General features: G+C 62.6%; 17 protein-coding genes. 1 reads left to right on the top strand and 16 read right to left on the bottom strand.

Translation table 11 applies throughout. The annotated features are described in order from the left end of the window. Positions 1-13 precede the first annotated feature (13 nt). The 5 genes from GVL61_RS00880 to GVL61_RS00860 all read right to left on the bottom strand — a co-directional run bounded on the left by GVL61_RS00880 (position 14) and on the right by GVL61_RS00860 (position 6531). Entirely contained in the window at positions 14-580 is a 567-nt protein-coding gene (locus GVL61_RS00880) for a hypothetical protein (RefSeq protein WP_159975898.1), read from the bottom strand. After that, a complete protein-coding gene (locus tag GVL61_RS00875; protein WP_159975896.1) occupies positions 580-2691 on the bottom strand; it encodes a hypothetical protein in 2112 nt (703 codons plus the stop codon). Before GVL61_RS00875 ends, GVL61_RS00880 begins: the two co-directional genes overlap by 1 nt. Further along, positions 2691-2969 (bottom strand): hypothetical protein, encoded by a 279-nt coding sequence (locus tag GVL61_RS00870; protein ID WP_159975894.1) that lies wholly within the window; start codon positions 2967-2969, stop codon positions 2691-2693. Before GVL61_RS00870 ends, GVL61_RS00875 begins: the two co-directional genes overlap by 1 nt. Positions 2970-3076: 107 nt before the next feature. Continuing rightward, positions 3077-3631 carry a hypothetical protein gene (locus GVL61_RS00865; protein ID WP_159975892.1) on the bottom strand — a complete coding sequence of 185 codons (555 nt, stop codon included), beginning with the start codon at positions 3629-3631 and terminating at the stop codon, positions 3077-3079. A gap of 2 nt (positions 3632-3633) precedes the next feature. Then, positions 3634-6531, bottom strand: coding sequence for a tape measure protein (locus tag GVL61_RS00860; RefSeq protein WP_159975890.1), 2898 nt, complete (start codon positions 6529-6531; stop codon positions 3634-3636). A 62-nt stretch (positions 6532-6593) separates the two neighbouring features. Between GVL61_RS00860 and GVL61_RS00855 the strand changes: the two genes are divergently transcribed. Then, positions 6594-6959, top strand: coding sequence for a hypothetical protein (locus GVL61_RS00855; RefSeq protein ID WP_159975888.1), 366 nt, complete (start codon positions 6594-6596; stop codon positions 6957-6959). Positions 6960-6982: 23 nt separating this feature from the next. Here GVL61_RS00855 and GVL61_RS00850 read toward each other — a convergent pair whose 3' ends face one another. The 11 genes from GVL61_RS00850 to GVL61_RS00800 all read right to left on the bottom strand — a co-directional run bounded on the left by GVL61_RS00850 (position 6983) and on the right by GVL61_RS00800 (position 12956). Next, complete coding sequence (locus GVL61_RS00850; protein ID WP_159975886.1) at positions 6983-7165, bottom strand: hypothetical protein; 183 nt, start codon at positions 7163-7165, stop codon at positions 6983-6985. 23 nt (positions 7166-7188) lie between these two features. Further along, positions 7189-7584, bottom strand: a complete 396-nt coding sequence (locus GVL61_RS00845) for a gene transfer agent family protein (RefSeq protein ID WP_159975884.1) — start codon at positions 7582-7584, stop codon at positions 7189-7191. Positions 7585-7595: 11 nt separating this feature from the next. After that, positions 7596-8051 (bottom strand): phage tail tube protein, encoded by a 456-nt coding sequence (locus tag GVL61_RS00840; RefSeq protein WP_159975882.1) that lies wholly within the window; start codon positions 8049-8051, stop codon positions 7596-7598. Positions 8052-8118: 67 nt separating this feature from the next. Further along, complete coding sequence (locus GVL61_RS00835) at positions 8119-8526, bottom strand: DUF3168 domain-containing protein (RefSeq protein WP_159975880.1); 408 nt, start codon at positions 8524-8526, stop codon at positions 8119-8121. 360 nt (positions 8527-8886) lie between these two features. After that, positions 8887-9300 carry a hypothetical protein gene (locus GVL61_RS00830; RefSeq protein ID WP_159975878.1) on the bottom strand — a complete coding sequence of 138 codons (414 nt, stop codon included), beginning with the start codon at positions 9298-9300 and terminating at the stop codon, positions 8887-8889. Positions 9301-9404: 104 nt separating this feature from the next. Further along, positions 9405-10271 (bottom strand): hypothetical protein, encoded by an 867-nt coding sequence (locus tag GVL61_RS00825; protein WP_235037478.1) that lies wholly within the window; start codon positions 10269-10271, stop codon positions 9405-9407. Between the two features lie 179 nt (positions 10272-10450). Next, the gene (locus GVL61_RS00820; RefSeq protein ID WP_159975874.1) at positions 10451-10807 is read right to left on the bottom strand and encodes a hypothetical protein; all 357 of its coding nucleotides are present in this window, start codon (positions 10805-10807) and stop codon (positions 10451-10453) included. 1 nt (position 10808) lies between these two features. Further along, on the bottom strand, positions 10809-11240 hold the full coding sequence (locus tag GVL61_RS00815) for a DUF4054 domain-containing protein (RefSeq protein ID WP_159975872.1): 432 nt from the start codon (positions 11238-11240) through the stop codon (positions 10809-10811). A 3-nt stretch (positions 11241-11243) separates the two neighbouring features. After that, the gene (locus tag GVL61_RS00810) at positions 11244-11429 is read right to left on the bottom strand and encodes a hypothetical protein (RefSeq protein ID WP_159975870.1); all 186 of its coding nucleotides are present in this window, start codon (positions 11427-11429) and stop codon (positions 11244-11246) included. Positions 11430-11496: 67 nt separating this feature from the next. After that, a complete protein-coding gene (locus GVL61_RS00805; protein WP_159975868.1) occupies positions 11497-12489 on the bottom strand; it encodes a DUF2184 domain-containing protein in 993 nt (330 codons plus the stop codon). A gap of 14 nt (positions 12490-12503) precedes the next feature. Continuing rightward, the gene (locus tag GVL61_RS00800) at positions 12504-12956 is read right to left on the bottom strand and encodes a hypothetical protein (protein WP_159975866.1); all 453 of its coding nucleotides are present in this window, start codon (positions 12954-12956) and stop codon (positions 12504-12506) included. Between the last annotated feature and the right edge of the window lie 8 nt (positions 12957-12964).

The following is a 12964-nucleotide window of genomic DNA, read 5'->3' as shown; positions in this document are numbered from 1 at the left end:
CTCTACGGACGGCCTACTGCTCGATGATCAGGACATTCGACGTCGCGCCGACCAGCAGCGTCACCGCGCCCGTAAGCAAGCCGGCTTGGTCGACCTTCACCTGAGCCTGCGTCAGGGTTGTCGTGCCGGTAACGACCGATCGTGTCGCGCCAGATATGACGGCAGTGGTGGCGGGCAGGGGGATGACTTGGGGAATGGCGGTGAAGCCGTAGGGGGTGAGGTTGAAGGTCGCGATACCGCTGGCGTTGGTCACTGCCGACATCGGGAAAACCCGCTTGATGGCATTGAAGTTGAACGCAAGCGCCTTGGTCGCAACATACCCAGTCGCGCCGATGTACATGCCGGTGGCCGGCTTGGTGCCTTCGCCGCCGGTCCAGTCGACAACCTTGATCAGCGTCCGGGTGCCGTCAGCCTCGCCAGCAAGGATGGGCGTCCAACCATCGTTGCCTTCGGGCCCTGCCACGGTCGATGGCGCGCCGGCCGCGCCAGGTGCACCAGGGTCGCCCTTGTCCGCCACGAACGGTTGAAGCTTGCCGCCCTGCGTCAATGCGCCGCCCACCACGTTCATCTTCACTGCCATCAGGTCACCGATGCGCTCTGCGGGCCGGTTGGCGTGGCGGCTACGCCTGCCGAGCTATAAGCCCTGGTCCAATAGAAATAGGTTCCCGCCGCCACGGTATCAGTGATCTGCTGCACCTGCCCGAGGCCGCCGGTGATATCGCCGCTGATGAGCGTCGCCGCGCCGAATACGTTGGTCGTGCCCCGATAGACGCGGGTGTAGGAAAAGTTGCTTGAGGTCGGGTTCCGCCATGCGACGGTGGCCGAGCCAGCGGCGCCGGTGGCGGTAAGCTCGGTCGACGGGGAAGGGGCAAGTGTGGCTGTGCTCGTGCTAACCGTTGTCGTGGGCGCCCATTCCGATATCCGCCCATCACCCGTTGAATAGGCGACTGACACATCCACGCCGATGTTCACCGGGATGCCGGGCAGGATGAGCAGCGCCGCCGGGCCGGGATCGATGTCGGTGTACTCCTGCTCGATCCAACTGACGTCGGTAGTGGCGCGCCAACGGGCGTACCAAGTGATGTCGTCGCGGTCGTAACCCTCGACCAGGATGCGGACACGCGCGCCGGTACCGCCTGAATCCAGTTCGGGCGTAGCGGTAGTGATGGTCGGTGTTTCGAGGGGCTCCGGGGCTACGCGGTTGCCTACCGGGGCGGGGTTGCCTTCCTCGGTGGCCGGGTTCCAGGCGTCTACATTCGGATCTGCCTTGATCCAATCGAAGGTCACCCCGCCGGTGGTGAGGTTGCGGCGAAGGCGAACAATTTCGGCAGTGCCCGAGAAGAACACTGCGCCGGCTTCCTCGATATGAAGCGGAATGAACCGCTTGCCGCGAATCTTGCGCCCGGCGATTGTGGTTGTGACAGACCCTCGGTTGGGCGCCATGGTCTTTGCCATCAGACGCTTGGCCAGGCGGCGGGCCTGGCCATGACTTGGGACGGCGTTTTCGAGAGGTGTTGTTTTTAGCTCCCCATCGGCGAAAATCGCGTCTTCATCTCGCCATGAGGTGGCGTCCACCGTCGTGTAATCGTGGTCGGCCGACAGGTAGGAAACCGCGATCTCGTTCGACTGGTCTTCGTCGACAATCCCATAGTCCCACGAATATGAGACGATCTCATCCGGGCCGATCAGGTCGGCAGGATCAGGATCAACATATCGGCCCGACCAAGCGACCAAGGCGCCATCGGAGCGCGGGGCGATAAATCCGTCCCATGCCGCCAGCAGGTTCCCGATAGTGGCCTTGTGGGTGTCGGTGTGCTTGTGGGCTAGCGCAACACGGTAGCGCTTCTCAGTGCCGCCAGCTTTGAGCGGTACCGCGACGTCGCAGTCGTTAGCAGCTGCGGTCCAGGAACCCAGCGTGGGAGCGAAGTGCGTTTCCCAGTCTTTATAGGCCCGCGTCATGTAATAATGCGCGGTGCAAAGCGCGGCGTTGTCGCTGAACCTCCAAGTCGATGGATCGGAGGCGCTTTGGGTCACATCCCGCCAGTCGAAGACACGCTGCGCCTGCACGACAAGGGAGAGCTGGTTCGCATCGGGGCCGCCCTGAGGATACACGTCGTTGAAATTCTTCTGCTTCACCGGCTTGGAGATCATGCAACCGGTCACCACGCCGTCGCCGCGGTGATTGTTGGTCCAGATGCCAGGTAGGCGCGTGATCAGTTCGGAAAATGCCGTTTCTGTTGCCAACCCGAGGCGCGTTCCGATGCGCACAGTGTCGCCGTCCCCGAACTCCTTATCCTGGGGGAGGACGAAGCCGGCGCCATTCAGCGTGATGCGCTTGTCGCCGAGATAGCGGAACAGGATGGAATCGATCCGGCCGTCATGGAATGCCCAGGCGTCGACGGCGAACCCGTCTGCGTTGGTGTCGTAGAGCATGTATGCCCCGTAGAGCCGCACGGTGCCGTAGGCAGAGATGCGAGGGGGCAGGGCGGTCTTAATCGAGCGCTCCTGCTGCTCTGGCTTCGGTCCCTTGGGCTTGTACAAGGTGGCGAGGGCAAGCGCGGCTGCAGCGGCGACAGGCTGGCCGCCGGGAATGAATACTGCCACGACCGCGACGACCTGAAGGACGAGACGGCCCAGGTCTTTATCGATGATGCTGAGGGGCGAAACGATCGCGCGGGCTACGCCGGCCATCAGGGCCTCCAGATCATGAGGGGGGCGCCGACACCGAACATAGTGCCCAGCTTATGAACAGAGGCCCAGCGCTGGCCGGTCCAGATGCCAGTGGTCTCGTCGGTACCGTCATCGGTAGGAACCGAGATGATCGCCACATCGCCGGGGAGCGGGGCTTCAACCCTCGGCAGGCCGACGGCATCCATTCCGCGCGCCCATAGGGCAAGCAGGCCTCCCCCGCGCCCGATGACTACCTGCGCCTCGCGCTCACTGCCGTAGGCGATGCCGGTGGCCGCCATGGGCGACGCATGGCCCAAGCCGACCAGATAGCGGTCGAGCCATCGAGAACAGTCATGCTGCCGGAAATCCCACGGGGGGCAGGGCGCGCGAAGAAATTCACCCAGCGTCATTTCGGCCCGAACTTCCGGGTCGTGCCCTGATTGATGCCGGCCACATTGCTGAAAATCGCATCGGTTGGCGACCGGCGACGCTGATCCTGGTCGGTGAAGTAAGACATCGGCGCGCGCGAACGGTTCGTGTCTTCAGTGCCGATCGACAGCGTTATCGTGCGGGTGCGAGAGCCATTATCGCCGTCCTCGCTGCTGACCGTCAGCTTGTCGGCGCGAAACACGGCCTCATATTCCACTTCGACCAGCTGCCAGTTCTGATCGAACCGGATCGTGACGAAATGCACTCGGGCGTTGCGGATGGTCGCAGCGTCTTCGAGGGCCAGTGCGACGAGGTCCGAAGATACACCCGACAGCTGGATGTCGATGCGTTCCGCGGTGAAGTTGATGCCCTGCTCAAAGTCCGGTGCTGTGAGCAGCTGACCAGCGCCAAGGTAGAGTGCCGGGGCCGTCTCTACGATGTCGGGCGGGACGATAAGATCGCCCACGCCGCCCCACAGGCGCGCCACGGGATCGGTCTCGATACGAAGGGCAAAGCTTTCACGAAGACGCATGCTCAGCCCTTCAGCTGGTTGTATTTGCTGAGGGTGGGGGGCACTGAGCGTTGGCCTTGCGCGAACGATGCACCTGCCGCACGGGTGGCGCTCTGATCCGAGATGCGCTGCATGTCCGCGTAGAGTTCGGCGGTGACGACAGGGGCGTTGAGGTTGAACTGCGGTGCGCTGATAATGGTGTTGCCGCCGCTGTTGCCCTTTAGGCGGTGGTTTGGAACAATGACGCCGTTCTGCTGCGGGACGAACATTTCCTCGCCGCTCTCGCCGACCTTATACGCCCTGCCAGCTGTGACAGGGCCGCCGATAGCGCGGCCTGGTGTTGATCCACTCCCGATGAACGACTTTCCGAAATTAACGAGGCTGCCAAGGAACCCGCCACCGCCGCTACCGGCCCCCTTCAATGCTTCCGCAAGCGGCTTCATGATCACGTCTTCGATAAACATGTTGAGCAGGCCAGCGATCAGCGGGTCCTTGACGCCGAGGCGCTTCTGGATGGCGCCCGAAATGCTATCGCGCACGCTGTTCAACTCATCGACGACGTAGGATTCTACGAGGTCTTTCGTTTCGCCAGCATCCCGGTCCAGCCTGTCGCGGTATGCTTCCAATGGTGATTGGTTCGACCGCGTGGCAATGGCCTTCCGGCCCGACGTGATCTCGGCCTGAGCGTCGAGCGCCACCTGGGCGCGTTTGCCGGCCGCCGAGTTGGCGCCTTCCAGATCGATGATCGCCTGCAGCTGGGCGCGCTGATAGCGGTCTTCAAGCTCGATCGATGCTAGGGCAAGGCGCTTCCGTTCCGCGCTGCTGTCCGCGAGGTCGTACTGATTACGAAGCACTTCCTGCTGCGCGCGGAACTGCTCGTCAGCAAGGTCCGCAGCTTCGCGGGCCTGCTCGGTCGCCTTATCAAGATCAACCTTGCGCTGCAGTAGTCCGCGCGAGACAGTGATGTCGCCGCTGTCGGGCGCGTCGGGGCCGTAGAGGCGCTCGATCGCTGCAATCGCCTCCTTATTGCCCTTCGCCTCCTTGATCCGCTGGGCCTTTTCTTCAGCAAGGATCTGATCTTGGAGTTCGGCGCGGGCCTCTGCCGTGGTGGCAAGGTCGAGACGGGCCTGTAGTTCTTCCAAGCGGAGACGGGCTAGATCGCGCTCGGTGTTGTCGACGGGGGGTTTGGTTGCCCTCGTTTTGGCCTTTTTCTTCGGATCATCTTCGGTGGGCGCCGACGGGCCAGGGCGATCCGATACGATATCGATGCCCTTGCGGCTTGCTTCTTGAAGCGCCCGTTCTTGGCGGTCGAGCTGGGCGCGCTGCTGGTTGATGAGGTCTAGAGAGGCTTTGTCCTGCGCGGTATAGTCGCCGCTCGTGGATGGCCGAGCGGCAACGCCACCGCCGCCCCCTGGCGTATAGGCAACCGTCGAGTAGGAGCGGGTGCGGCGCTCACCCTCGATCTGCTTTTCTTGGCGATCAAGGCGGCCGCGTTCTTTTCTAAGTTCGACAGTCTCCAGCGCGATCAAGGTCTGTGTTGCATGCGCCGCGTTCGAAGCGGCGATCGTTAGGGCGTCAGCGAGGGTCTTCACCTTGCCAGTCGCGATCAATGCTGCGCGCCCCGTTCCCTCAATTGCGGAGGTCGCATGGCCAAGGCGGGACTCAAAGAGGTCTGCCTTGGCCGCAGCTTCCTCGGTTGTCCTTGCGAGATCGGCAACGCGCTGGTCCGCCTCTGCGGTCTTCGACCCGAGGTAAACGATGGCGGCGCCGAGAGCCAAAACCGCCGCCCCCAGCGGCCCACCGATCACCGCCAACAAACCGGCCCCGGCGCGAGCAGCCACGCCCTGCGCGACGGCGAGATTGGTGACGGATGCGGTGGCGATGCGCGCAGCCGAAGCCTCGCCAAGTAGCGCCACGTTCGCTTGATAGGTTGCGCTGGCCAGTGCCTCCGTGGTCAGGGTCAAGCGGACATTCGCCGCAGACAGGGCAATCGTCGACACGGCAGAGCCCACCAGTGCGCTGAGGTACTTCACGCCCAACACAGCTGCGATCACGGCCAAGGACTTGGAGACCGTATCGAGGTTATTCGCGAGCGCCTGAAGGCCCGATGCAATCGCTCCTGCCGCGCCACTGGTCGACGCAGCCCCTCCGACGAACTCGATAAGGCGGTTGTTGAGCGCTGTGAAGGCGCCCTCAAGCGTCAGTGTGGCAGTGGACGCCTTACCCTCGATTACTTGCGCCCCGGCAAGAATGGCTTGGAAGAATTCTTGAGACGTGACCTTTCCGTCGTAGACGGCGGCGCGCAGTTTCTGGACTGATCCGCCGTACTTTTCCGATGCGGCTGCCGCTTCCAGCAAGGGGCGCAGGCCACCTTCATTGATCTGCGCCCACTCTTCGGCTTGGAGCTTGCCGTTGCCGAAAGCCTGTACAAGACCCAAGACCGCGCCCGACGCTTCCGCTGAACTCTTGCCCGTGACGATCAGTGATTGCGCCACCTCCTTGTTGATCGTCAGAATTTGCGCTTGGCTGGCGCCGAGCTCCTTTCCGACCTGAGAGAGGTTGCCGTACAAGTCGGCCAGCGTGTTCACACTCACGCCATACTCGCCGCCGAGGTCGAGAAGCTGACCTTGGACTTTGAGAAGGTTCTCGCCCTCCAGCCCAGCGACCTTGAGACTATTTTGGAGGCGAGTGTAATCGTCGGACAGCTTCATGACCTGGCTGGCGCCGAACAAGGCAGCGAGGCCCTTGAAGGCATTTGCCATCACACCAGTTGAGGCAGAAACCTGCCGTTCCAGCGCCTCCATCTGGCGTTGCTGCGCCTTGGTCACGCGCTCGAACGTCGCCGCCGAACGCCGAAGGTCCGCCTCGTACTTGCCGACGCGGGCTTCGAACTCGACGATCACTTCATCTGCAGTTGGCATGGACCTGGTTGGCCATGCGCCTTAGTGATGCGCTACGGACGGACTACAGCGCTGGAGGACTGATGCGGATTTGGGTGCTGGGGCTGGTTGCAATTCTGGGGAGTTGCTCGTCGTCGGAACAACGAGAAGCGGATCGCGCGAAGGCGGTGATCGCAGGCAAGCTCAAAGACCCAGAAAGTGCCAAATTCACTGACGTGAAAGTGCTATTCGGCACGGTTTGCGGGATGGTAAACGGCCGCAACTCTTTTGGCGCGTATTCCGGCGCGGAGAGATTCGCAGGCAACGGATCGTCAACACGGCTACGAAGCGAGGCCGAGAACGCTGATTCCTTGCTTTCAGGGACGCCAGCGGGTGAATCTTACCGCCCAACAGAATGGTTCGATAAATCGTGGGATCGGTGCCAGCAAAAAGGAATTGCTGTAAAGTAGGGCGGCCCCGTAGAGCCGCACCCTCAATTCAGCACCCGAACCCCGCGGGCCTCAAGCGCCTCGCGCCGCCGTTCCGTTTCCTCGATCGACGGCGGCTCCGGCTGTTCATCACCGGTCTTATGCGCCTGCTCCCAATTGTGGAGCACCGCCTGATATTCGTAGAGGGTGAGCCGCTTCGCCTCAGACGGCTGCATGCCGCCCATCATCGCGCAGTTCGCGAGGATCTGGCCTAGGTCGATGCGGTCAGATCCGCTTCCGGTTCGGCCTTTTTTTTTGAGCCATCGACCTGCGCCGGCTCGTAGCCCTGCATGAAGGTGTGCAGCACCGTGCGGGCCAGCGTCCAGCTTTCGACGAACGGTCGGGCAGAATCGCCGGTGACATACCGCTTCATGAGCCGTTCGACGATCACCGGCTTGCATTCAACCGCCTGGCCGTCGACCTCACCACCGGCGCCGCCAAGAAGCCCCTGGCGGATAATCTCGGACACGTCGGCAAGATGGGCCTGCCCGATCATGACGCGCTCGTAGATCGCTTGAATGCCAGCGTCGGCTTTGCGCTCGATCTCAGCGCAGGAAGCCCACGGCAGCTTGAAATCGTAGCTGCCGTCAGCCCAGTCGAGCGTCACATGGTCCTGCATCAGTCTGCGTCGGCCCAGACAAGGCGGCCGGCGGCGGTGATGGTGATGCTGGCCTGCGTCCATTCACCGTCGTTGCCGGTGATCTCGAACGACGAGATGAAGCCAGGGCCCTGCCAATGGCCAGCGTCGACGGCGGCAGCAGGCGCGCCGGGCTCATCGAGGGCGAAGCGCCAGTTTTGGTCTTGCCCCATCAGTCCGCGAATAGCAGCCATTTGCGCCCGGTTGTACAGGCCCGAGCCGGTGATCGACCAGTCCTGAGCGCCGACGGAGCGGATGACTTCGCCAGCGTCTTCAGGATCTTCGCAGTCGTAATCGGTCAGCTCGAACGCGTTGGCATAGGTGATGGTGATGCCGCGCGTGTTGATGCCGCAGAGTTGGGTGAAAATCTCCGGCGCTGCGCCGTCGCCGAACATGATGTCGGCATAGTTGCCCTTCACCCGCGCTGCATATGCCATGTCGAAATCCTTGATCGGTGAACTTTGCGCGACATTGCGGCGCGCGCGGTTCCCGCTCTACGGACGGCTAGAGTTGCTCGACGGCGGTAAAGGTGAACTGCACCAGGCCGTGCCATAGGTCGGGCTCGTCCGTGCTTTCCAGCATCTGCGTACGGTCGACATAGCAGTCGGGCAGGGCGTCGAGCACATCAGCGATCGCGGCCATTGCCAGTTCGCAATAGGTCTTGGGATCTGGAATGGTCGCAGTTCGGCCTACCCAGGCATGATAGGCGCCGGATACTGCGCCGCCGCGCCAGCATGATGCGCGCACTGGCTCGGTCGATTCTGCGCCGTAGCGGCCGAATGGCTTCACTGGGTTGTTCGGGGTCTTCGAAGGGTAGAGCTGCGCTGCCGGGATAAGCGCGATGACAGTCACGTCAGCCTGGATCGCGTCGAGGATCGTTTGCCGGGCGATCAGTGTCGGGCTGATCGTCATTCGCTGGCATCAGGTACGACGGGAAGGTCATCGCCGACCCCAGCGCCCACATCAGATCGCCGTTCATCCCACCCAAGCTCTCGTCGACCCGCATCAGGACCGCGTCCAGCCACTCGCCCAGTCGATTTACGTCGAGCCGTTTTCCCATCGCCACCACGGGTAGCAGGTTCGGCGGACTCTGTCGCCTTACCCTTGGCTATAGCTGCGTCGCGAACCTCCGGTTTGACAGTGCAGGTCTGCCCGGCTCGGAAGTGCGTCACAGCGCGCGAGGGCCAACGATGGTTGTAGTCGGCCGTGAAGGTGATGCGGCGGGTCATGGCGAGATAGGGCAGGTTGCGGCGCCAATGCGCTACGGACGGGCTACAGCTTGCCGCCGCGATTGATGCGGCGCACGCCAGCCTTTGCCAGTTTGTCGACGGCCTTTTTGACCTTGGTTGCCGCCGGTCGCATGAAGGGACGCTCAACGATCTTGTCGTCACCGAACTCCAGGCGAACGGCATATGGCGCATCGGCGATCGACTGCGCGGTCAGCGGCCCGGTCTTCTCGACGTGTACGGACCTGTCCAAGACATGGGTATCTGAGTTGGGAGCCTCGAATGGCTTGGATGCAACGTGGTTCTTGCCCGACACCGCGCCCGTTGTGATGCTGATGGCCGCCTCGATCGCGTGCATGTCGGCAAGGGTGTAGATGAGCTTGCTGGCTTCTTTGCGCATGCCCAGCGTCATGTTGCGGAGGCGTTTTAGGTGGGCATCCCTCCCAGTGAACTTAGCCATCGGTCGCCGCCTATCGTTTCACCGAAAGCGGAAATATTGATCGAGTGAATTGAAGATCATACGGACGGCGGGGCGGCTGTCGCGAACCGCCCCACGCATAGATATTATTGAAGCAGCGACGAATTCATAAGCGAAGGCGTTCTGCTTTTTTCCAGGACGTTCGCCGTCGCCGCAGCAGGGACGACTGGAGGAGCTGCCGGCGCGGCGACATCCACGGTTGGCACGATTTGAGCGGCGCCAATTTCTGCTGTCGGGATCGCTGCCGCCTCGATGGGCTTGAAGAGAGGCGCGGGCGTCCCCGGCTTGGCGACCTGGAATGTGAACGGGTAGGCGATGCCGTTCCAATTCACCGTCATCGTGACCTGGGCGGGCAGGGCGGTGAGCTTCACCTTTTCGAAGACGATCATGCCAGCGTAGCTTTCGCCTGGCGACACGGTTGTCATCTGGATCACGTCCTCGCCTAGCTCCTCAAGCTTCTGGTCAAGGCGGCTTTGGATGGTAGCGATGCCTATTCCAGTGCCGGCCGCGATCGCCGTCGCCTGTATCTGTCCCGCTACCGATGGCGCGCTGTAGACGTGGTGGTAGGCGCCGCGTGGAGTGTAGAGGGTGCTGCGATAGGTGTCCCGCTGCGAAGCTGCCGCTGCTGCGCCCAAGCCGCCGACAGCCGCAAGGCCGATCTGCGTCCACATCGCGCGGCTTTTGGCCTTCTTCTCCAATGTGTCCACCGTCATAGCCGCGACGGTTACACCATTCGACGTGAGCGTGAAGCTGGTGACATCGAGGTTGGCGCTTTGCTTGCCGTCGTTGAAAACGGCCACGTTGAAGGCCAAGCTGCCGTGATCGATCGGCGCTGGGCGGACCTGTACGGACCCCCCGACGGATACCTGATCAACCGTCGGCACGCCGTGATTGTAGCGGATCGATTCTTCCGCCGTTTGGATAGGCTGGATGAGCAATTTCGGCGCTGCCATGGCCTGCCCGCCAAGCGCACAAAAAATCACAGGCGTAATCGCCCCGAAAACGTATCTCATATGAAGCCCCCGCTTACGTTGATTCGCTCGCTTACCGGGGCGGTCTATGGATCAACTGTATTTAAACAACGATAAATGGGTTCTAGTTGGACTGAACATTATTACAGGTATGCTCAGTGTCAGGCCCTCCGCCCCCTGCAAACCCAGTGACTGGCGGCCGCATCCAGCTCAGCTGCCATCAGCCGATACCGCACGCCCTTGACGCTGATCTCATGGTCCGAGGTGATCTCGCCCACGCCGACGGCCAGAACGATAACCCGGCAATCACCTTCGGCGAAACCATCGGCCCGCCGCATCGCATCGGTCGCAGCGTCTACCTGGGCCTTGCACGGCGTATCGCCGCCTTCGTATCCGGTGATGGTGCCGCCCGGCCCGTAGATCGGCTCACCAGTGCCAGCATGGAGCGTGGCGGGCAGGTAGATGCCCGAGAACGCAGCGTTGAAGATGGAGGCAAGGCCCCCGTCGAGAAGCCCCATGTCACCAGTTCCTGCCGAATGCGGCGATGCAGGGCAGGGTGCCGGTCGATGATACGATAGGGCCGGCGACACAGGAGCCCAGCATGGGCCACAGTTCGATGCCGTAGCTGGTGGTAGCCCAGTCGCCACCTGACGAGGATGCCGCGTTGTCGAAGCGCTCTAGGCTGAGCGAACCTGACTTCATCGACTTGAAGCCCGACGCGCCCTGAGCCGCCATTTGCGCGTCGGTGCCGGTGCCGATGCCCGCCTTGGTGAGCAGGTGCGCGATCGCGAGCATGACGGCGGTGTTCATACCGTCAGCCAGGCATCCCTCAAGGTGGCCGATGCGCCGGACGGCCTCAGTCGACCAGTGGGCGTACGCCGGCTCGGTGACGTCGGCGAAGAGGGGGTAGATCGCGATGAAGTCGGTGCGGGTGGGCGGCGTGTAGGCCATAAGTCAGTCCTTCTTCGGACGGCCGGGTCCCTTTACCTCGGCGACCTCATACATCCCGGCGCCGCGAAGGGCTTCCAGGTATTCCGGTTCAAACTTGCCCTTCACCGACCCCATTGCGGGCAGTCGCTTGACCCCCTCCAACGATTCCAGATCCTGGGGCGAGTTCGTCAGGTTTTTGATTTCGTGCATTCAGCCGCTCCAACGAAAAGGCCCGCCCGGTTAAAGGCGGGCCTCGGATATTTTAGGCTCCGACCGATCAGGCCGGAACGGGCGTGACCGCATCGCCGTAGCTGATCGCGTTCGGGCGCATGATATCGAGCGGACCCGTGCGGGCGATACCGGGGACCGTGAAGTTCAGCGGGCCATCCTGGTAGACCGGGAGGAAGCGATAGGGCATCGGCATCCACAGCTTGAGCATGTCGGGATCGTTGCGATAGGCGACTGCGCGCCCGCCGCCGGCGATACCCACCGTAGCCTTGTTCTTCAGTTCATCGAGCGAACGGATGACGAGCTGCTGACCGGTGCGGCGCGTGTACTCGTTGTTCGCCATGATGTACTGCATGATCGACAGGTTGGGGCTGGTCACGCCGTAGGGAGTGGCGACCATGTAATCGAGCGCGGCGTCGGGCAGCAGCAGCGTATTCTTGATGACGCGGCCCGGGCCGGGCGCGCCCAGCAGCAGGATATTCACGTCCCGGACGATCTGAACAGCGGTTTTGTTGCCAACCGGGGCGGTTGCCGGACCGGTGACCCATACTGACGTGCCGTCAGTGCCATCGGCAGGCAGCGCAATTGGGGTGACGTAGCTGCTGTTGACCAAACCGGTCCAGCCCTTCACGGCAGAGCCGATCAGCAGGTTGTCCCACATGAACACCTGAGAACCGAAGCGAGCGGCGCCCGCCTTGCGCTCGGTCAGCGGGTAACCCTGAAACTGCGCCTTGCCCAGCTCCTCGACGTTCCACTGGTAGCCGATGGCGTACATGTCGAAGTCGATACCGACCTTGTTCAGGTTTACTTCGGCGAGGGGGATGTCCTTGGCGGAACCCGACTGCCATTCGGCTTTGCCCACCTTGTCGCCGATGAGCGTATCAACGCCGCTCACCCATTCGGGCAGGCTGGTGTCGACGGTCACGAGAGAGGCGATATCCATTTCGGGATATTCGATCTCGTAGACGCGTGCGTTGACGATCCGGCTTGCCTGGGTGGCGAAGCTGAAGACCTGCGCCGCGTCCTGCATATTGATGTTCATCTATAGGACTCCGATTACGCGGCGGGCGGGATGCGACGAACGCGGATGGGGACAATGCCGCCGGCCGACACCGTGGCGTCGAACTCGGCGTTCGGGATGAGGGTGTTGCTGCCAGCGGTGCTGGTGTAGCCCTTATTGGCGGCGTTCCAGTACACCGGCGTGCGCTTGGTGCAGGTCTGGTAGGCGCCGCCGCCGATCACACCGCTTTCGCAGGCGGGCATGTTGGCGTTGATCGGGAACACCCCGGCCTCGGTGCAGTCCGGGGTCCATTCGGTGATGCCGCGGAACTTGCCGGTGGTGAATGGGGCGGCCTGTTCACCGGTGGTGCCGTCCTGGACAGGCTCGCCGATGCCGATTCCGGCAACCTGCGCGAGGCAGGTGATGGTGTTCCACTCTTCCATGTTGACGCGGCGACCCTTGGCGTAGGGCGCGGGGCGATCGGTGAAGACAGTCTGAAGCGGGGGCATGGTTCGAT

Origin of the sequence: Novosphingobium sp. 18050 (assembly GCF_902706195.1) — a bacterium.
Lineage (GTDB): Bacteria > Pseudomonadota > Alphaproteobacteria > Sphingomonadales > Sphingomonadaceae > Novosphingobium.
Note: the sequence above shows the minus strand (reverse complement) of the source record. Positions and strands in the feature narration are given on the sequence as shown.